The sequence below is a fragment of the Candidatus Moraniibacteriota bacterium genome (assembly GCA_016699875.1).
Taxonomy (GTDB): domain Bacteria; phylum Patescibacteriota; class Minisyncoccia; order Moranbacterales; family UBA1568.
The window spans coordinates 882,450-902,559 of record CP064989.1 but is presented as its reverse complement, the minus strand read 5'-3'; the positions used below and the strand labels follow the sequence as shown (position 1 = coordinate 902,559).

Annotated in this window: 15 protein-coding genes and 1 pseudogene; 9 read left to right on the top strand and 7 right to left on the bottom strand. The window is 49.3% G+C overall.

Translation table 11 applies throughout. The annotated features are described in order from the left end of the window. Window positions 1-157: 157 nt before the first annotated feature. The 4 genes and pseudogenes from IPK84_04330 to IPK84_04315 all read left to right on the top strand — a co-directional run bounded on the left by IPK84_04330 (window position 158) and on the right by IPK84_04315 (window position 4,533). Window positions 158-1,267 carry a glycosyltransferase family 4 protein gene (locus tag IPK84_04330; protein QQS15566.1) on the top strand — a complete coding sequence of 370 codons (1,110 nt, stop codon included), beginning with the start codon at window positions 158-160 and terminating at the stop codon, window positions 1,265-1,267. Next, window positions 1,264-3,264, top strand: coding sequence for a hypothetical protein (locus IPK84_04325; GenBank protein ID QQS15565.1), 2,001 nt, complete (start codon window positions 1,264-1,266; stop codon window positions 3,262-3,264). The genes IPK84_04330 and IPK84_04325 overlap by 4 nt, the downstream gene beginning before the upstream one ends. 61 nt (window positions 3,265-3,325) lie before the next feature. Next, complete coding sequence (locus tag IPK84_04320; protein ID QQS15564.1) at window positions 3,326-3,769, top strand: hypothetical protein; 444 nt, start codon at window positions 3,326-3,328, stop codon at window positions 3,767-3,769. After that, window positions 3,751-4,533 (top strand): annotated as a pseudogene (locus IPK84_04315) (IS5 family transposase). The gene IPK84_04320 and the pseudogene IPK84_04315 overlap by 19 nt, the downstream one beginning before the upstream one ends. 104 nt (window positions 4,534-4,637) lie before the next feature. On the opposite strand, the gene IPK84_04310 reads toward IPK84_04315, so the two are convergent. Beyond that, a complete protein-coding gene (locus tag IPK84_04310; protein ID QQS15563.1) occupies window positions 4,638-4,925 on the bottom strand; it encodes a hypothetical protein in 288 nt (95 codons plus the stop codon). Window positions 4,926-4,952: 27 nt separating this feature from the next. On the opposite strand from IPK84_04310, the gene IPK84_04305 reads away from it, so the two are divergent. The 4 genes from IPK84_04305 to IPK84_04290 all read left to right on the top strand — a co-directional run bounded on the left by IPK84_04305 (window position 4,953) and on the right by IPK84_04290 (window position 10,652). Then, window positions 4,953-6,224 (top strand): glycosyltransferase family 4 protein, encoded by a 1,272-nt coding sequence (locus tag IPK84_04305; GenBank protein ID QQS15562.1) that lies wholly within the window; start codon window positions 4,953-4,955, stop codon window positions 6,222-6,224. A gap of 572 nt (window positions 6,225-6,796) precedes the next feature. After that, window positions 6,797-8,251, top strand: a complete 1,455-nt coding sequence (locus IPK84_04300) for an RtcB family protein (protein QQS15561.1) — start codon at window positions 6,797-6,799, stop codon at window positions 8,249-8,251. A gap of 39 nt (window positions 8,252-8,290) precedes the next feature. Beyond that, the gene (locus tag IPK84_04295) at window positions 8,291-8,944 is read left to right on the top strand and encodes a hypothetical protein (GenBank protein ID QQS15560.1); all 654 of its coding nucleotides are present in this window, start codon (window positions 8,291-8,293) and stop codon (window positions 8,942-8,944) included. A gap of 226 nt (window positions 8,945-9,170) precedes the next feature. Next, window positions 9,171-10,652 (top strand): flippase, encoded by a 1,482-nt coding sequence (locus tag IPK84_04290; protein ID QQS15559.1) that lies wholly within the window; start codon window positions 9,171-9,173, stop codon window positions 10,650-10,652. 48 nt (window positions 10,653-10,700) lie between these two features. On the opposite strand, the gene IPK84_04285 is transcribed toward IPK84_04290, so the two are convergent. The 6 genes from IPK84_04285 to IPK84_04260 all read right to left on the bottom strand — a co-directional run bounded on the left by IPK84_04285 (window position 10,701) and on the right by IPK84_04260 (window position 18,363). Further along, on the bottom strand, window positions 10,701-11,024 hold the full coding sequence (locus tag IPK84_04285; protein ID QQS15558.1) for a hypothetical protein: 324 nt from the start codon (window positions 11,022-11,024) through the stop codon (window positions 10,701-10,703). A gap of 80 nt (window positions 11,025-11,104) precedes the next feature. Next, complete coding sequence (locus IPK84_04280; protein QQS15557.1) at window positions 11,105-13,606, bottom strand: type IV secretion system DNA-binding domain-containing protein; 2,502 nt, start codon at window positions 13,604-13,606, stop codon at window positions 11,105-11,107. Window positions 13,607-13,634: 28 nt separating this feature from the next. After that, window positions 13,635-14,096: a hypothetical protein gene (locus tag IPK84_04275; protein QQS15556.1), complete on the bottom strand. Its 462-nt coding sequence runs from the start codon at window positions 14,094-14,096 to the stop codon at window positions 13,635-13,637. 23 nt (window positions 14,097-14,119) lie between these two features. Next, entirely contained in the window at window positions 14,120-14,623 is a 504-nt protein-coding gene (locus IPK84_04270) for a hypothetical protein (protein QQS15555.1), read from the bottom strand. A gap of 66 nt (window positions 14,624-14,689) precedes the next feature. Further along, window positions 14,690-15,028: a hypothetical protein gene (locus IPK84_04265; protein QQS15554.1), complete on the bottom strand. Its 339-nt coding sequence runs from the start codon at window positions 15,026-15,028 to the stop codon at window positions 14,690-14,692. Between the two features lie 32 nt (window positions 15,029-15,060). Further along, entirely contained in the window at window positions 15,061-18,363 is a 3,303-nt protein-coding gene (locus IPK84_04260) for a hypothetical protein (protein ID QQS15553.1), read from the bottom strand. 46 nt (window positions 18,364-18,409) lie between these two features. Here IPK84_04260 and IPK84_04255 point away from each other — a divergent pair, with 46 nt between their 5' ends. Then, on the top strand, window positions 18,410-20,095 hold the full coding sequence (locus IPK84_04255; protein QQS15552.1) for a glycosyltransferase family 39 protein: 1,686 nt from the start codon (window positions 18,410-18,412) through the stop codon (window positions 20,093-20,095). Window positions 20,096-20,110 lie beyond the last annotated feature (15 nt).

Genomic DNA, 20,110 nt, shown 5'->3' with positions numbered 1-20,110 from the left:
CCATAAGCCCCGCAGAAGCAACGCGGAGCAAAACAAACAGAGAGACCTCATATTGTGTCGAAAAATGGAGTTTATTTTGAACCTGTAATTTCGAACTTGACACTCCTCGCAAAGACAAATCCTAACCCTTCATTGGCTTGCTCGCTACCGATTTCTTATGCCGTTTCGCATTCTCTTTATCTCTCGTGCCTACCCGCCGATCGTCGGCGGCATCGAGAACCAAAACGCCGCCCTGGCACTTTGGCTTCAGAAACACGCCGAAGTCACCACGATAGCAAACCGATTCGGCAAAAAATTCCTGCCGATTTTCTTGCCATACGCACTCTGTCGAGCAATTCTCTCCGCACGAAATTATGACGCCATTCTCCTCGGTGACGGCGTACTCTCTATTGTCGGTTGGGCGGTCAAGATCCTCTTTCCAAAGAAAGCGGTCATTTCCGTCATTCACGGACTGGACATTACCTATCCGCTTTTTATTTATCAGGCGCTTTGGGTCCGCATCTTCATTCCCAAGCTCGACAAACTCATCGCCGTTGGCAATGAAACTATTGCTCTCGGAATACGCCACGGCATCGCGGATGGCAAATTTGAATTCGTACCGAACGGCATTGATCCGGAAGCACACTATCACCCCGAGTTCACGCGCAGAGATCTCGAAGGAGTTATCGGCGATATACACAAAAATCAAACAGTACTCCTGACTGCCGGACGTCTCGCCCGTCGCAAAGGCGTTACCTGGTTTATTCGCAATGTCCTCCCCCTACTCCCCCGAGAAACCATCTACGTGGTCGCCGGAGACGGACCGGATCGAGACAATATCCGTCGCGCTATCGAAGAAACCAAAACCTTCGAGCGCGTGAAGCTGCTGGGCTATGTGAGTGATCGCGCGCGAGATATCCTTATGAATACTTGCGATATTTTTGTTCAGCCGAACATCCGCATCCCCGGCGATGTGGAGGGGTTTGGCATCACGCCGATCGAAGCAGCATCATGCGGCATTCCCGTCATCGTTTCTCGTCTCGAAGGACTCAAAGACGCCTTCACCGATGATAAGAATGGGGTACTCGCCGAATCGGAAGATATCGAAGATTGGAAGAAGAAAGCAGAACGATTCCTCTCTGACAAAGAATTACGAAAAACTTTCGGCGAACGAGCCCGAAGATACACAGCCGAGCATTTCAACTGGAAAACTATCTCAGCCTGCTACGCCGGCATCATCAAAGCAGTGGTCGCGCAGACGACCGGCGAACGCGAACTGCATCTATGAACACACTTCTTGATCAATGCGGATTTCTCCTCGCTCTTCTCGGTCTCTTTTTTGTGCCCGGCGCATTCCTTTTGTCTGCTTTCTTCCGAAAGCATTTGCCTCCAACCTCTCTTTTCGAATACATCCTGTTCTCGTTCGCGCTCAGCCTCTCGGTGCTCGACTTTTGCATGCTCATCCTGTCTCGTCTCCATGTCCCTCTCACTGCCCTCTCAATCATTGGCGTCGAAAGTATTTTTGCACTCATTCCACTCATCGTTCTTGTACAAAGGAGGCATAAGAAACTTGCCGCGCAGCATCCCGATCCCACCGCATCGGAGATACGATTTCCAAAGAAGGAAGGGTGGCTCTTCCTTGGATTGGTTATCCTCACCATACTCATAAAATCCATCTATCTCTGGGGCACCATCCTCCCCACATCGACCGATCTCGGACACCATATGTTCTGGGCGAAGAAGATGGCCGAAACCGGCAGTATTCCCACCTATGAAAAAATCGACATCGCCTTCGAAGGAACCGAAAGTGCTGGAGACACGCTGACTGATCCGGAACCAATCGATGACTTCATCATCGGCGAGCATTTGCCCTTCGCAGCGACCGCTCTCGTCGCTCGCCTCGATTTTATCTCTGCCTTCCCGTCACTGCTCCTCTTGCTCGTCAATATCCTCACAGTTCTCGCAGTCGTCATGCTGAGCTATCGCCTTTTCGAAGACGTATTTCCATCAAAACACCTCGCTCGCTGGGGCATGATCACTGTCCTCTTGTGCATAGGCCCTCTCTGGGCACTCTCCTCGCCGGAGGCAAAGTATGTAAGCGGCGGCGTCGTCGGGAACATGTTTGGCAACTTCCTCATCCCGATAGCGATACTTTGTTTCTTCCGAGCCTTTCAAGAAAAGAATTCGTCCCTCCTCGGTCTGGCTGCTCTCTTTTCCGGCACACTCGCTTTTACACATCACCTTTCCACCTTCATCTTCCTCTTTGTAGTCCTCTTTATTTCCATATTTCTCCTTCTGTCTCTGTTTCTTTCGGAAAAATCCAAGCAGAGACGATTCTCCGAACTTCGAGAGTGGATACTGCTTTTTCGCGCGCCATTCCCCGCAGTCGTCATTGCTTCGCTCGTTGTTATCACCGCTTTTGTGTATACGCCGACATATCTGCACGTGAGCGCGATTGACACCGCCGTCGGCACACCGTCAAAAGCAACTCGCGAAGGACTCACCTTCGACCAGCTCACCCAAAGTATCGGCGGATCCCGCTTCGGACTCGAAATGATCGGCATCATCCTTCTTCTCTTTTCATCGAGACGAAAACGCCTCGGAGGACTGGTCATGCTCGCATGGAGTGCCGGTCTCATCGTAATGACACTTTTCCCAAACATTCTGTTCATCGATATCCCGTCGAACCGCATCGGCACCTACAACACGTTTCCAGCCGCTCTCCTTGCCGGATTCGCTTTTGTTTCGCTCTTTATGCAAGGAAAAAGCGAAAAAAAGACCGTCGAGCATCATCCATCTGGCGAACATCGCTTGCTTCGATGGACATTCGCCATTTTCCTCGTCGCCGTCTTCGTCGGTGGATTCTTCGACAATGCCGGCACCATATCCGCAAAAAGCAACGTGAGCGAAGCGGTTCAAACCTTTGCTGCTTCCTCCTGGCTCGCCAAAAACACCAGTGCGGACGAATGGGTACTCAAGGATCACAACTACATTGTCGCTGATTCGTGGATGAAACTCTTCTTCATGAGAGACTATTCATATCCGCTCTCGCGCGGACTCTTCCGCCGCTATACCGATGAAACCAAAGCGCGAGAGCAGTGCACCCTCCTCATGATCTCCGCCCCCAACACGCCCAAGGGACAAGATTGCTTCGCAGGAACCGGCGTCGATACCGTTGTCGTCAACCCGCACATGGACAGCATTCAGTTCACCAAAGCCAAAGATATGTCTCTCCTCTATCTCTCCAACGACATCGCCGTATACAAGAGATCGAATCTCAACTAACGCATATTTTCGTCATTTCCCTTTTTGCCCAATCCAGTACACATACGACCAGGAAATTCCTATGAAAGAAAAGACGCTTATTCTCTCTATCGCCATCTCCATTGCCCTCGCCTTTTCCGTGCTCGCCTTTCGCGAGAGCTTCCTTGCCGACCCATCGCATTCCGATTGGTGGTCACTCTCATTTGCTTCGCAGCAAGAAACCGATGCGAGTTTCACTGTTTCAAATTTCGGTCCCACACGAACATTCTTCTACGAAGTACAGGAAGGCGACACTATCACCGAATCCGCCTCATTCACCCTGAGCGGCACCGGCGGACAAACCATCCTCGCCAAGAACCCAAACAAGCAGCCCATTACCATACGCGTCTGGACGGAAAACGAGTCAAACAGAGAAAGTAAAGAATTGAGTAAGAAGAAAGAGATTTATAAGAACCTGTTTACAATCTTCTGGTACACTGAGGACATAATCCTCAAACCAAAAGAACCATGTATCCAAGCGACATAACCCGAGAACAATTCGAACACATCAGACCATTTCTCGAATCAACCAGGAAGAGAACCAAACCAAAGACACTTGATTCCTATGACGTATTCAACGCTCTGCTCTACATTCTGGTCACGGGTTGCCAATGGAGGGCACTTCCCAAGGATTATCCAAAATGGCAGAGTGTCTATCGACACTTCCTTGTCTGGAAGGAACGAAAAAACAAACAGACAGAGAGTATGCTTGAGCAAGTCTTAAAAAAAATTGGTCGAACAAGAACGTATGAAAAATGGCAAACAATGCAAAACCAGTTTCTGCATCGTTGATGCTCAAAGTGTCAAGAATACAGATACGGCTCGAGAAAAAGGTTATGATGCAGGAAAAAAGTTTCCGGTATCAAGCGACATATTCTCGTTGACACCAACGGATTGCCGCATGCGTTCACGGTAACCACTGCTAACGTCACTGATCGAAATGGAGCTATCCAAGCCGTCAAGGCAAACAAAAAACACCTTTCACGGGTGGAGAAACTCTTGACTGATGGTAGTTATACCGGAGAAAACTTCGCCAAAGCGATCAAAGCATGTATCGGTGCGGAAGTGGGAGTAGCTAAACGAAACGAATTGCATACGTTTGCCGTTCTTCCTCAGCGCTGGGTGGTCGAGAGAAGCTTCTCCTGGCTGGAGAAATGCCGAAGGCTCTGGAAGAATTGCGAACGGACACTGGATTCGAGCTTACAGATGATGGTTTTAAGTTTTGCTCGATTGTTGTTGAAAAGATTGTAAACAGGTTCTAAGAGAGGAAATGAAGAATAAGGAACAATAAAGGCGGATCCACATTTGCTTCACCGCCCAGTAGACAAACATGTTTTTTCGAGTTGATCTCGAAGTTAAGGGATATACGAAACGAGAGTTATTTCCACGTCCCGCATATTCTTAATAAGGGCATTGTTCTCTCTTGCTTCGATAGAGTCATCAAGAACCCATTTGACCCGTATCACCAAATATTCATTCCTACTTCCTAGCGGGAAATTTCCAACAATGTCCCCAACCCTGGGAACAGCCGCGCTGGCAGAGAAATGTTGAACAAAAAGTGCTTCATGACTACTATTCAGGACGAATTTCATTAACATTGAAAATTCCTCTCTTTTTGAATTAAATCGTGAATTGTCAAGCATAGAACATCTTATCCAAACAAACGAATTATGTCAACTCCCATCAAAATCCTCCTTGCTACTCGGCCGCTCGTGCCGCCATGGGATGAAGCGTCGAAAAACTTCGCGTATTTCTTGGCAAAGAGCATCCGGGATCCACAGCTCGAATTTCACCTGCTCACCGCCAACGAAACACTCGAGGAATTGGGCACAAACTGCGTCCAACACCCGATATTCCGAAGCGGTCGATTCAACTTCGAAGCCAAGGCGCGCCTCGCTGCGTTTCTTGGAACCAAAGGGCGAACGTTTGATATGGTACATTTCCTCTTCACGCCGACACCTTTCAACTCTTTCCTGTCAAAACACCTCATCGGCACGCATCCCAAGACGATTCAGACTATCGCAACACTCCGTGAAGAGCGATGGAATGAGTCAGATTGGAAGCGTATGTTTTTTGCTGACCGCCTCATCACCTATACCGAGTACTCGAAGCAGAAACTGCAATCAGTTGGCCTTGAGAATGTTGAGCGCATATACCCGGGAATCGACCTCGAACGATTCTCTCCGCGACCAAAAGATCCCGAAACCCTCAAAAAACTCAACATCTCTCCGGCTGACTTTGTCATTTCCTATGCCGGCGAATATGCTCGCCTCGGTGCGACTGATATGATCGCCGACATGCTCGTCAAACACGTATCACGTAGTCCAAGTCGTCATTCCCGCGAAGGCGGGAATCCAGACACCACCAGCCAACGGGAGGCTCTAGCAAGTAGAGTTTGCGAAGACATTCCCTTGAGTCAGCAAAATCTGGACCCCATCCGTCAGCTGGCGGATCGCATGGGTGGCGAAGACATGAAATTCCTCTTCGCGCTCCGTATCAAAAACGATGCCGACCAAAAGAAGAAAGAGGAAATCACAGAGAAATTCCGGAAAGCGGGAATACTTGACCAGGTGCGCTTCAGCGATACGGTCTCCGATGTCGCCGCACTCTACAATATTGCCGACATTGTTACCTTTCCGGTCAGCAATATGCACGGAAAGTTCGATGTGCCACTCGTTATCCTCGAAGCCTATGCCTGCGGAAGACCGGTGATTCTCTCCGACCTTCCGATATTCGAAGAGTTCTCAAACCCGCAAATTTCTGCTACCATTCCCCGTGACAATGGCGACGCTCTCTGGAGCGCCATCGAGTCGCTTCGCGCCAATGAGGCAAAAAGAAACGCCCTTGGCACGAATGCGAGGGCGTTTGTGGAGAGATCATTTGATCTCAAAGAGACGGCGAAGGAGTATGAAAAGTTGTACTGTGAGCTTAGTAGTGACTAAGAGGCTAAAAGCTTTCTTATTTCTTTCTGACAGTCCATCTTCCCCTTCCTCCGCCTTAGGACTATCCGCCCACATTTTGTAAGGCGAAACTTGAAACGATATCCGGGAACAAAACCTCTCCCCAAACTCCTTTGAAAACTGATTAAAAGAAAATAGTTCTCTCGGGAAAGCCAAAACAGTGCCCACGCTTGAGAAACTCCTTCTTCAGAAAAATTATGTTTGAATCTAAATAATCTGAATGGACTATCGTCGTCAGGGTTGTCCCAAAGTGAATTTTCCCAAGTAGTCTTAAGACGCTTGTCACGCGTAGGATAAAGTCGGCAAAATACCTCTTGCGCACCTTCTCTGACAAGCATAACAGCCTTTTTACAAGCATCCTCCTCTCTGAAACCCATAATAAATATTTCCTTGTTGCTATCAAAACAGAAGAAAGGTCTCATGGCTGTTTCTCCAGAACTTGTTTGTGAAATTAACAGAAAAACCGATCGTTGTCGGCGACGAAAGCATCATTGCATAAATTAGAGTATATGTCAAGTGAATCAACCAAAGAAATTTCCCCCCACAAACGTAAAATGAAGACGGACAAGATGAACGTGCCGGTCGTGTTTCATGTATCCGAAAAGCTCATGCCGAATGAGGAGACGATGCATCAGCTCGAAAGCGTCGCCTCAAATGACGGGCTGTTTCATCACATTGCGGCGATGGCGGATGTACATTCGAAGCCGGGGCGGAAGAATGCGACCGGTACGACTGTTGCCTCGGAGAATGCAATTCTCCCGCAGCTCAATGATTCTGATCCCGCCTGTGGTATGCGACTCGTCCGTACCAACCTCAATGAATCAAATTTCTCGCCGGAGGACATTCGCCGCGTCTTCGAGGCGCTTGTGCCGCGCATCCCGACTAAAGCATATCTTGGCACCTATCTTCCCTTCCCACTCATTGCGGACATTTGCCGCGCCGGCATTCAGCCGCTCATTGATCACTTCGGCATTGAAACAGAAAATGAAGCGCTGAATTCTCTCGATCGGGGGAATTTCTTCTCAAAGGAGCTGTCGCGAAAGGATATCTACGATATTATCCCGCCGTTCTTTCTCTTCTTAGCGCAATTCCGCTCCGGTATTTTGGGCGCTGCCGGCAACCATTTCCTCGACCTTATGAAAGTGACCGGCATCGAGGATGAAGCGCTCGCGAAAAAATTCAATATCAAAAACGGTGACTATCTCTTCATGGTGCACTGCGGCTCCGGAATCCTCGGACAATACACCATGTACATGTACACAGCAAAGAAACGCGAGCACAAGTCAACAGCTGTCATGATGAATATTGGTCGCTCTCTCTGGAAGACGCCGCATCGAAACACGATAAACTCAATCGCTCGAAAAATCCGCGAATCGGACTTCGGCAAGAAGGAGCCGCTTATAGAATTTACCGGGGATGAGGCGGATCTCTACATGGCAGCGCGAAATGCTTGCTCCAACTTTGCTCATGCGAATCGCGCCGTTATCGCGCACACAATATCAAAGACCATCAAGGAAAAAACCGGTCGCGATCCGGAGTTCGATCTTCTCTACGATATGCCGCATATTCTCGTTTCCCGAGAGGAGCACTTTGGCAAAGATGTGTGGGTGCACCGAAATGGCACGAGCCGTGCGTATGGTCCCGCGCGCATGGCGGACCATCCGACATTTCACGAGACGGGCGAACCGGCTTTCATCCCCTCTTCTATGTCGACGGAGGCCTATTTGGTTGTCGGCACGGACGCGAATGAGTCCAGCTTTTTCTCCTGCAATCACGGTGCCGGGAAGGTTGCCAAAAAAACGGAAACAATTATTCCCGATGACCGATCCGCACTCGATACTAAACTGGCAAGCCGCGGCGTGACGCTCTACAATGGTCGGTCAAAGAAAGTAATCGAACAGGATTCATCGCACTACAAAAACATCGACGAAATTATGGCGGGTGTTCGCGAAAATGGCGTCGGAAAACCGGTTGCCCGCATGATGCCCGTTTCGATTATTATGTATTAAATTCATCAAGAGAAATTCCTGTAGCATTTGATCGCGACCATGAAACTCATTACTTTTACCGGCATAGACGGCTCCGGAAAATCAACGCAACTCGTTCTTCTCAAAGAGCGCCTCGAAGCTGACGGGCGGCGAGTTGCCACGTTTCATGCGATTGAGTTTTCTCTGGCAAACAAGATCAGCAGACTCCTCAAAGGCGAAAAATCTTTCGTGCCAGGAAAAGAATCCGCCGTCACGCAAGTCTCGTTTTTTTCTCTCTTGCTCCGGAAAATATTCCTCCTCATCGATATCGTCCGCTTCCGATTCTTTCTGAAAAAACTCGAACAAAGTGGCATCGAGTTTATTCTCTCGGACCGATACTTCTATGACTCCATTATAAACCTCGAATACCTCGGCCTCGACAAAATGCCGTCGCCGCAGAAATATTTCTCATCGCTTGCCACACTCGTTCCTCACCCCGATATCGCTTTCTATCTCCGCATCACCCCCGAAGAAGTTCTCCGTCGCAGCCGCGTCCCCGAACAAGGCTTGGAATACCTCCACAAAAAATTCACTCTCATCGAACAAAAAAAATCGGACTGGCATCTTATGGAAATTGATGCCAGTCGCGAAAAAAGTTCAGTCTTCTCAGATATTTCTCTCGCTATTCTCCAATCTCCTCGATATCTAAGCTGTCAACCATCTGAGAGACCATAAAGACGGCAAGAGCTACATAGAAACAAGAGCCGACCAAAATAATCCCCACGACAATAGAAATCACATCAAGGAACACGCTTAGAAAAACGAGGGTTTCTGCCGGCAAGACAATCAGGGCAATAACCAAGAGGAGCAGAAAAACAGGTAGCGATTTCACTTCCGTATCTCCCATTGAAGATTAGGGACCTCAAAAAAACTGCTCCCAGACTACAACAACGCCTCTATTATGTCAATATCCCTTTCACGATCACTCATCTGGCTCACGCTTGCCGAAGTGCTCTTCAATATTTCCGGCTATGTGATTCACGCGGTCGCTGGGCGCGTCTTGGGACCCGCCGACTACGGACGCTACGCACTCGTCGTCACCCTCACCACCACCGTCATCATCCTCATCGGAAATGGCGTCCCAACGGCCATGTCGCGATACCTCAGCGAATACTTCGAGAAGTCGCCTCGCATGGTTGGCACCATAAAGCATGCCGGCGCGCGCCTCCAATTTTTCCTCATCGGAGGTGTCACTATCACATTCTTCTTCGCCTCACCATTCATCGCATACCTCTTGGGAGATCCGTCACTCACACCGCTCTTCGCCCTCTCGTCTCTCATTATTCCCACTTTCGCCGCTTCGTCCTTCTACTTTTACTACTTCACTGGCATTCACCGTTTCCGAACCCAAGCCGCCCTCAAAATGACGAGGGCTGTCTTGCGCATCACACTCATCGCCTCCATGGTATTCGCCTTCGGCATCTATGGCGCTATTGCCGGATATATACTCGTTCCCCTTTGTACATTTCTCCTCGGACTCTTTCTCGATCGGCGATCTTCCGCCCCATTCAGAGGATCAGCAGATGCCACAACTGAGTCGTCGTTTTCCTGGAAGCTCCTTCTGTCATCCGCCTGGCCTATCACGCTCTTCCTGCTTTTCTATGAAATATTCATTTCCATCGATCTCTACCTCGTCAAAGCAATTCTTCATGACGATGTACAAACCGGTTTCTACAATGCCGCTCTCACCGTAGGACGTCTCCCGTACTATCTCTTCTACGCGCTCTCCATCGTGCTTCTGCCAGCACTCGCCAAACTCAAGAGCGACGGCGATCCGGAGAAAGTTTCTCGCCTCATGTCACAGTCGCTCCGCTATGCCGGCATCATACTCCTCCCGCTCTTCATCCTGCTCTTTGCCTATGCCAAGCCGACACTCACACTCTTCTTCGGAACGCAGTACACCGGAGCCGTAGACGCTTTCCGTATCTTGATTGGCGGGCTTTCATTTCTCACGGTTTTTTATGTAGTTTCTTCCGGACTTATGGGACTCGGACATGCCCGCCTCGCTATGTGGATGGCTATTTCCGGCACCATATTGAACGCAACACTCAACCTATTCCTTGTTCCGCACTTCGGCATCGTCGGATCCGCCTGGTCAACCACTCTCAGCTCCATACTTGTCACCCTGATAACACTCGCTCTCATGCAAAGATACATCCGAACACCTTTCCGCATTTCACACGGTGCGCGCATTCTCCTGGCAGGAGCACTCCTCTTATTTGCTGTTCAACTCTTTCCCGCTCATTCCATCGCATTTCTCATTCCCGCCACTTTCCTCGGCATCGGCTATCTTGCCACACTCTTCTTTCTTGGTGTCCTCACCCGAGAAGATCTCGCTGGTTTCACCTCATTTCTCCCAAAGAAAAAAGGCTCGTCAAAATGACCAGCCTGAGAGCAACAAAAGTCATGCTCTGTTTCCAAAATGCGATATTCACATCCGTCCAAGTTGGATCATGTATATTTTCTCTTGAATTCTCCTCTCAGCGCGTATCTTACCAAGAAGATCTTCGTGTTCCTCATGCCCGACAAACATGAGGGCAACTGAAAGGAACAGAGGGATGGCCGCCGCAATAAAGAACGGGTATCTCCTTCCTCGGCGAGCGAAGAATCCCAGAAAGACAAAGCCGAGGGAAGTCATCGCAAAAATAGCAGACGCAATGATCATCCATGACCACACTTGCATCGCTTCTTGCTCTGCAAAGAAAAGAACCGCCCATGACACTGCAACCACCAACACTACCAATGCATTGTTCATGATGCATTATCCTCTCTAAATTCTTGGTTCAAAAAGTGCTACTGATATGTATACCATGAAGTCGTATAATGTGTCAATGGCTACGCAGCTGCCAGCTTCGTCCGCTCCATTATCTCGTGATTGACGATATCGGCGTCGCGGCCAAAGCGAAGACGCGAGAGTTCCTTGAGATGCCCGGCAAGCTCCTCATCGCCGGATGTTGGCGGATAGACTGAGAGATTGAACGGTTTCGTAGACTGATTATTGATGAGAAGACGGACGAAAGCACGGTAATTGTCAACATTCACCAGATCGCGAGCTGAGAAGATCGGTGCGAATTGCTTCTCAAGAAATTCCGCATCTTCGGGACCAACTCGAAATGAAACCATTGAGCCCACGTTACCAAAGACCGCTTTCGAGATATCCTCCGAGAGCTGTCCGATAAATTGGTGCGCAATAATGAGATTGAGCCCGTATTTTCGCGCCTCGGAGAGGATTTGCGCGATAGAGTCCGTAGTTACATTCTGAAACTCATCGATGTAGAGCGAGAAATCTTTTCGGTCCGCTTCGGGGATATCCGCCCGCGAGAGCGCTGCCATTAAGATCTTCCCCACCACGACCATGCCGAGCAAGTGACTGTTAATTTCCCCGAGTTTTCCCTTTGAGAGATTGAGTAAGATGATCTTCTTCTCATCCATGAGCGTGCGGAAATCAAGAGTACTCTTCTGTTGCGCGATAATCGGGCGCATCATGTCATTTGCCACGAAAGGCGTGAGCTTCGACGTGATGTAGGGCACCATATTCGCAAGCGACGCTTCACCGCCTGCTTTTTCTGCCTCCTTCACCCAGAAGTCATACACTACCGGATTCTTGCATCGGTCGAGCTTCATCCGACGGAAATCCGGGTCAGCAAGCACCTTCGATATCTCCATGAGCGTCGAACCTGTCGTCGGGTCTTCCATGATGAGAAGCATGGCATTTCGCATATACTGCTCAAACATCGGTCCGCCCGTCTGTTTCAAGTCGTAAAGTTTCCCGAAAATATTGATCATCTCGTTTACGACGAAAGTCTTTTCTTCCGGCCGAGAGAACTCAAGCATATTAAGTCCGAACGGGCGCTCCGTATCAGCAGGATCGAAATAGACGACATCTTCGGCGCGTTCCCGAGGCACTGCCGCTAAGATATCTTGCACTGCGTCGCCATGCGGATCAATAAAGCACAGTCCCCGTCCCTCACGCACGTCTTGCTTCGCCATCTCCTGCAAGAATACCGACTTTCCAACACCGGTTTGTCCGATACAGTAGAGATGTCGCCGACGATCGGCAACAGCTAAACGGATATCCGTCTTCACGCCGCGATAATCATTGTGTCCCAAGAGGATGCCGTCTTTCGGAATATTCGGCGGCGGCGGCGCGGAACCGGCTTTCTGCCATTTTATATTCGGCGTCTCAGTTGTCGATATGGGAAAATGAAAAAGACTCGCCACCTCTTCAACGCCCAAGAGAAACGATGTTTCCGGGCGAAATGCTCGGAAAATGTAGTCGAAAATCACCGGCTTCGCCGACCGATCCCGCAAACGGCGCGTCCGGAAAAGATTTGCGTCCGGATATTCAAACTGCGCAAACGCATTCTCCATCGTTGCGAGAATCTGATCTGCCCGCTCCTGAGAAGCAGCTGAGGCAAGCAATCGGACATTGGCATGAAACGCCGCCTTCGATACCTTGCGCTCGATTGACTTCACCAGCTCCTGCTCTTCCGGAGTCAACTGGACAAGCGACTTGTCATTCAACGGTTCAGCAGGCTTGTTCGCATGAACCGCCGCATGAAAAAGAGAGGCGAATGCCGATCCGAGAAAGTGCAAAAACGGCGATTCGTGATACACATCCGCCAAACGCTTCCCCTGCTGCATTTCATGTGCGATACGCCGCCCCTCCGAACGCCATGAGGTGCCCGCCGGCGAGAGAATGATTTGCATCGCTGCGCCTTCACCCTCTTTGGAGAGCTTACTCAAAGAGTTTGAAATCTCATTGAGCGGATCCACATCGAGTGACTCATACGTCCGTATGGGAAGTGCCGGACTTTTCGAAAGCGAAAGTATTGAAACGGACGAGAATCCTTTCGGCGAGAAAATAGTGTAGTCCTTCACCTTTTCAACGAATGCGTTTGGGAAAAAGCTGTGTACCTGTTTCTCGATACTCTCACGAAACTTTCTCGGCATGGAAAGAAAAAAAGTCATCTCCTCATCTCTCTCCGGATTCGCCACCTCAAACACAATGGCTGGCGGACCATAGAAAAACCGCTTCATACCGGAGAACACATCAAAACCGTGTTTCATCCCGCGGAAGGATTGGAGCGACACCAAAAGCTGTTCCATTGCACCAATTTCCTCCTTCCATTCATCCGGGCGCGACGATTCCCCTTTTCGCTCAGCCGGCTTCGACACCTGAATCGTTTCCAGGTCCATATTAAGCGATCGATTGATCCGTGATCTGAAAAACAGAATCATCCGAATCAACAGCAAGATTCCCGAAAGCGCAGCAAGCGCTCCGACCACAAAAAGAAGTGGGATAAGAATCAGATTGAAATCAAAAGTCGTCTCCATAGTGAAATGACATGCCGCTCATCATCAACTACTCTGTTGCATCATCAAGCATCCCCTGCTTGCGAAGTTCATCCGCAAGTTCATCTGCCATACGATCATGTGTAAGATCCAAGGTATACGCATCGATATGCTCCGCTACCGACACCGCATGTGCCACTCCTTTGATACGGGCCAGCTCAAGAAGCTTCTGCACTCGCGCTACCGCATCCTCCATATGACGAATTGCATCGGCATCGAATTTTACCGCATCATCCTTCAACATTGAGGCCGATGTCGATGTGGATGGTGCCGCCTGTACTTCGCCCAATTTCTTCTCATACTGCGAGGCGCTTTCGTGAGCGTCGGCATGCTTTTCCATCTTCCCGTCCACCCACAACTCCGATCGTCTCCCCGGAACATCCAATATATCTCGAACACTCTCCGAATCATCCGATTTCAACTTCTCCGCCACATCTTCCGGCACGCCGATGATACTCTTTTCTTCAGGCATAAATATATCGTCAATCTAAAAAATTAGCTCCCTTTCATTTGTGGCTCTGGTTTCTCCGCTGAGATCAACCGTTCAACATCTTCAAGTTCTTTCTTGGCAGCTCGATACATAGCAAGACTCTGTCGAACACGTGTATCAAGCGCAATAACATTCAAACGATCCGGAGATGAGGCATTTCGAGGCACAAAAAGTTTCTCCCACATTCTTTTCATAAACCCGCGATTTCTCTCCGCCTCGGCATACTCATTCCGCCGCTTCATACTCTCATGATATTCCATTTTCAACCTCTCAACTTTCTCTTGGAGAACCTTTCTCTCTGAAGTTCTCCGCACGAGAGCACGCTCCCGTTGTATCTTTTCGGAATCTCGATCGAAATCTTCTTGAAGAGTTTTCATTTCCGAATTCCTTTTCATTTGCAATTTCTCACCGCGCTCAGCCTCATTTTCCCTCTTCAAAGCTTCAAAGTCACTCTCGTCATCCAGAGACCCGGCATAATCAAAAACATTCCCTGCTTTCGGCTGTCCCATATGTTCCATTCTATCTTCCCGTAGCATAAAATTTCTCTCTAAAGAAAAACTACTACACAAACACATCTACTCACCGGACTTCTCCATATTCTCAGGACCGGCCGGGATTCCTCCGTTCTTCATCGCATCACGAAACTCCGCAACAATTCCCTTCACAAAGGCATCCGGATCCGGCACAAAGCGCTTGATAAATGCCTCTACCTTCTCCTGATCACCCGCTTTCATCAGCGCCTCGAATTCGTCCGCGCCGTCATCCCCCATCTTTTCCCCAAGCGCGAGAAATATTTGCTTCATGACCGTTTCCGTCATCATATCCAAAAGCTCCTGCTGTTTTGCATCCGGCAGCGTTTCCAATCCGAATTCTTTTATGAGATCGGCCTTGACCTGTTCGATAGAGAGCGACATAGAAGAAGGTTTTAAGAATGAGAAAAATCGGATTATTTCGCAGGTTCAATCGGATGTGTAAGGATATGTCGCGCCATTTTTGTCAGCCAACCCTCTACCGTCTCACCCTCCGCGACCATTTTTCCAATGCGTAGCGACTCGCCACCAATACGAACAATGCCGGCATAGATTGCCTTATTCACCCTCTCTCGCACTTGTTCGATATCAGCTTGCATCCAGCGTTCCACATCACCCGACGAGAAAAGAGCTTTTCCAAGAGCATCTCTTACAAACAACACGGAACTCGTTGTCGGCTCAGTGCCCGCCGTCGGAATTCTCGCACTAAAGATGTTCTCTATAAGATCTTTCTGTGTTTCGGAAAGCGGAAGGAATGTCAGCCTTTCCTTTACTACCGAACCGATATTCTTCAGATATTCCCCGCCGGGAACAGAAAGGTCAAGCGACTCGAAATCATGCGCCGGGGCAGGGATGTTTGTCGAAATAGATTCAAGAGGATGTGCAGATACTGAAGTATCAAGAGGAACATTCCCGCTCAGTGTGTCTTCAAGAGGAGGAATTTGTGGCACTTCCGGAAGCACGCGATCAAAAATATCCGGTGGAGACTCCAGGTTTACTTCGGGCATCTTTGGAAACGAGCTCAAAGGAGGCGTCTGAACAGAGGGAACAGAGACCGCATCAGTCGGCTGCAAAGGCGGAGACAGAACCTCTTCGAGGACTTGCACATCCGGCGAAGCATGGCTTCCCTCCAGGGCAGAACCCGCCATCCGCTGAATCACCCGACCGCCAGCTTCCCTGGTCACACCAAACACAGAGAGGGATTTGTCCGGACCTATCTCATACTGAATCTCCGCACCTGGTTGGATATGATTAAATATCTCAAACGACTTTCCTGATTTCTCCGCCAAGTCAAGCATCGCCCGATGCGCCAGCTTCCCTGCTTCTTCTTTAGGAATCCCGACTCCCGTAAGCTTCTCAATGAGAACCTTCTCGAAACTCCCGCCCTTTGGAACGGCAGCTATTTCCATATTCTCAAAACTTTTCCCAATGTCCCCGGCAGCCTCAACCGATATCCCATGGTCAACCACCCCCGATCCAACCGAATCCGGCATAAGCCCACTCGTATCCGATGCAGGTACGCTCGCTTCGACAACACTCGGAACAACAGGAACATTTTTTGATATCTCCGGAATCTCAGCACCTCTCGCTGTAAGAGCATCTTGTACAACTTGTTTGCCACTTCCACCGTCCACTACCCGCTCCGCCGCACTTGCCGCATGCGCGAGCGAGAGCGCCGTCCCGCCCGCAAAAAGTAATGCTCCGGCAGCTACGCCCGCCCACACCCGTTTCCGATTCTTCCTCGTCATCTGTTCGAAATCCTTCCGTATTCGATCGGCATAATCCCGCGTACGATGATCGAGGAAACCAATATCGCCGGATTGCTCGACATGAGAAAGTGCTGCCTCCTGAAACTTCACCGTATCTTTGTTGGCACGACCCTCCAGGTATTCATAAAGTCCGCGCCCGGCGGCGTATGACCCCAGCAATCGGACCGCCACGCCACTTGCCGCACCCAATCCAATCAATCCGACTGATCCTACGGCAACGCCGGTCGCGCCCGCGCCTATCACCAGCGCGGAAATCGCCGCGCGCTTCTTCCAGTCAAGCTTTCGATACGATTCGCCCCAATCTTTCGCCCGACCGACTGCCCGAAGAAGCCATGAATCCTTCTTGCCACTCCACGCCGCATCTTTCCACGCATTGTAGTTTTCCACTCTTCCGCGAAAATCCAACTCCCGAATCGTCTCCGCCATAACAGCACCGACATCCCTCCCTTGCAAACCACCTTCTGCAACCTGGCGCTTTGCCAACTCCACCCGAGCATCCTTGTAGAGGGTAAGTCTATATTTCCAAGCCACCTCCAACATTTCCCATTCTTCAATCACTGGTTTTGGAGCTTCCTTTTCCTTTGGAAAAGCAAAAAACTTTTTCACCTCCTTCCATCGATCACCATTCTTCCGTCGACAAGAGAACAAGAGATTTCTTGCAGCATCTGCATCATTTTTCAATCGATCCACCCTCTCCTGAAGCTCTTCCAAAGATTCGACTGCGCGAGAAAGATCATTCTCTTTCTCAATATGCAATTCATTCAGCGCATCCGGAACTCTTTCAAAAACACCGGGAGCTGTACGGTTCACAACACCAAAACCTTCCACAATATTATCCTCTTTCAATGCGCCAATCTTTCCTTCTTTCTCCTCGCGCAAGAGCCGCTCCGCCATATCAAGAAATCCATGAGAGCGTGTGACAAATTTCGTCGCTCCAGTTTCTCGAGCTATGGCAATTATTCTTTTCAAGTCATCACCGGAGTAGAACTGCTTCGAGCCCTGAATTCCGGGAAACTCCGGATCATTGAGAAGCACTAAGAGCTCATCGAAGCTTTTAACATCACGAAAACGTTCAGCAAGTTTGTCACGATTTTTCAATTGCTCCATTCCTTGGTCGAACGTTTCCTGTACATCCAATCGATTGAACTTCACTGAACGCGCACGTTCCTCCTGTATCCTTTTCCCTTCTTCATCAAAATCCTTCTTGACACCCTCCCAATCAATTCCCTCTTGCTGCGCGACTGAAGCATCCAGACTTTGATCATCTATTGCTTCTATGTAATCAAGCGAGCCGAAATACCCCTCGTTTGGCGGACTTACTTTTTGGTCATCAGGAAGATCTTCGGATACAGATGCGTCACCCTGAACATTCCCTTCGAGGTTTGAAGGTTTTCTGCTGTCATGGGATTCCCCTGGAACACTTGCCACTTTTGCTTGCTTTGACTTTTTGGAAGCTCTTTCTCTTGCAATATACTTTTTTTGTTCAAGTTTTTCACTATGATCGGGGTGCATATCCGCGCCAACCGCTCGAACCTCCCGATCAATAGCGTCATCGTCATGCCTGTGCGTATCCGCTGAAGTTGAATTCTGCTGCCGCACGTCTCCTTTACGCACTTGTTGGTTTTCCAAGTTTTTATTCACCTTTTTAAAGAATTTCAAAGTCTCATTTTCCTGCGCTGGAACGATACTGCCCAGATGTCTCAAAAGACCCTTCTTGATTGAAGATGGAATATCTTTGTCAAGGTAAATAGCTGACACAACTCCATTATGTAGAGATCTGTCATCTCGTTTTCCTTCTCCAAGCTCCCGAAGTACTCGCCTCGCTATTTCTTCCCTATTATAGCGACCGGAAAGTTTACCCTGAACAGTTTCCGGCAGAAGATTAAACACTCTCTCTCCGGGAGAGAGAGTTGCCTCAGAAGAATCCAAAGAAACAACTTCGGCTTTCATATCGAACGCAAAGAAAAAATAATTCGTGGTATAATTATACCATCATTTGAACGTATCGACGACGCTTCTCCAATTGAATCGTCAAGACGAAAACAAAACACTTCCATTTATTATGCGACGGCATTTCTTCGGGCATTTTTTTACGGCGGAAAAACTGATAACCATTTCCGTTCTTGTCGTGCTTTTGGCAGCCGCGTTCTTTTTGCGATTCTGGAATATCGAGCATCTCCCCGCCGGACTCTATCCCGACGAAGCGATGAATGGCGTCGATGCCATTCATGCCAATGAAACCGGTGATTATCAGCTTTTCTACCCCAACAACAGCGGGCGAGAAGGACTCTTCATTAATCTCCAAGCACTCGCACTCCTCCTCTTTGGCGCCACTATCCCAGCGCTCAAACTCTGGTCGGCGATATTCGGCACGGCAACCGTGCTCGGTATCTATTTGCTCGCCAAAGAACTCTGGCACAAACGTAGCGTCGCGCTCTTTTCCGCTTTTCTTCTCACTTTTTCCTATTGGGCGATTAACTTTTCAAGGATCGGCTTCCGCGCCATCATGGTGCCGTTCATTCTCTCGTTTTCGTTCTTTTTCTTCTTCCGCGGTCTTCGCACCAAGAGTCTCCTCTCATTTCTCATCTCTGGCATCATCTTTGGACTCGGATTCCATACGTATATTGCCTTCCGCGTCGCACCGCTCATTCTCCTCATCGTGACGATCGGATGCATGGCTTCCTATCGAGAGTTTTTAAAACACTACTGGAGACAGGCGCTCATCTTCACTGGCGGCATGCTCATTACTGCCCTGCCGCTCGTCTATGAATTCGTCAAGCATCCGGAATATGTTTCATCGCGATCGGCATCGATTTCCATTTTCTCGCCCGCGGTCAATCACGGACACTTCGCTCTCACGCTCGCCAAAACGCTCAGCCTTTCTCTGATCAAGTATACCTTTGTAGGCGATATGAATTGGCGACACAACTATCCGCCTTATCCGCTTCTTGACCTCGTGAGCGGCATATTGTTTCTTGCCGGGTTTGTTTTCCTTCTCATGCGTATCACGCTTCTCATTCGGAAACGATGGAAGTATACCGAACGAAATCGAGAGCTCATGATTTCCCTCTTTCTTCTCGGATGGTTTTTCACCATGCTCATTCCGGAATTCTTGACCGCAGAAGGGCTCCCCCACGCCCTTCGTGCTATCGGCACTCAGCCGGTCGTCTTTCTCATCGCGAGCATTCCATTGTTGTGGTTTGGCGAGTGGCTCAGAAAACGGAAGTTGGGCGCACAAATCGGCATGATACTCTTTGTCGGAACCGTCCTCGCCTGCATTCCCCTCTGGAATGTCAGCAAATACTTTCTCTTTTTCGCCAACAACCAAAATGCCCGAAGTGCCTTTAACGAAGATTTCACCTCCATGGCATACTTCATAAACACCCTGCCGACCGATACACATGCGTATATCCTCGCCAATGCGGGCGGCACCATGATTGATAACGGTCTCCCGATTACCGCCCAGCCATTTCTCTTTCTCACTCACGATGCCAAGAGGGCTCCGGTCGAATTTCTGAAGCCGGACACGATCATTCAAACGCCTGCCGTTATCATTCCGCAAAAATGGGATGATGCTATCGCCGAAAAGGTTCGCCTCACTCTTCCGAAGAAATCCACCGTTACCACTATTCCCTTCCAATATACCTCGCAAAAAAATTTCCAAGTGATCATGATACAATAGGACGAATGCCACACC

Excerpts from the sequence above, each read along its gene's own strand:
- IPK84_04330 (QQS15566.1), top strand. The coding sequence starts at position 158 with ATGCCGTTTCGCATTCTCTTTATCTCTCGTGCCTACCCGCCGATCGTC.
- IPK84_04325 (QQS15565.1), top strand. The coding sequence starts at position 1,264 with ATGAACACACTTCTTGATCAATGCGGATTTCTCCTCGCTCTTCTCGGT.
- IPK84_04320 (QQS15564.1), top strand. The coding sequence starts at position 3,326 with ATGAAAGAAAAGACGCTTATTCTCTCTATCGCCATCTCCATTGCCCTC.
- IPK84_04310 (QQS15563.1), bottom strand. The coding sequence starts at position 4,925 with ATGCTTGACAATTCACGATTTAATTCAAAAAGAGAGGAATTTTCAATG.
- IPK84_04305 (QQS15562.1), top strand. The coding sequence starts at position 4,953 with ATGTCAACTCCCATCAAAATCCTCCTTGCTACTCGGCCGCTCGTGCCG.
- IPK84_04300 (QQS15561.1), top strand. The coding sequence starts at position 6,797 with ATGAAGACGGACAAGATGAACGTGCCGGTCGTGTTTCATGTATCCGAA.
- IPK84_04295 (QQS15560.1), top strand. The coding sequence starts at position 8,291 with ATGAAACTCATTACTTTTACCGGCATAGACGGCTCCGGAAAATCAACG.
- IPK84_04290 (QQS15559.1), top strand. The coding sequence starts at position 9,171 with ATGTCAATATCCCTTTCACGATCACTCATCTGGCTCACGCTTGCCGAA.
- IPK84_04285 (QQS15558.1), bottom strand. The coding sequence starts at position 11,024 with ATGAACAATGCATTGGTAGTGTTGGTGGTTGCAGTGTCATGGGCGGTT.
- IPK84_04280 (QQS15557.1), bottom strand. The coding sequence starts at position 13,606 with ATGGAGACGACTTTTGATTTCAATCTGATTCTTATCCCACTTCTTTTT.
- IPK84_04275 (QQS15556.1), bottom strand. The coding sequence starts at position 14,096 with ATGCCTGAAGAAAAGAGTATCATCGGCGTGCCGGAAGATGTGGCGGAG.
- IPK84_04270 (QQS15555.1), bottom strand. The coding sequence starts at position 14,623 with ATGGGACAGCCGAAAGCAGGGAATGTTTTTGATTATGCCGGGTCTCTG.
- IPK84_04265 (QQS15554.1), bottom strand. The coding sequence starts at position 15,028 with ATGTCGCTCTCTATCGAACAGGTCAAGGCCGATCTCATAAAAGAATTC.
- IPK84_04260 (QQS15553.1), bottom strand. The coding sequence starts at position 18,363 with ATGAAAGCCGAAGTTGTTTCTTTGGATTCTTCTGAGGCAACTCTCTCT.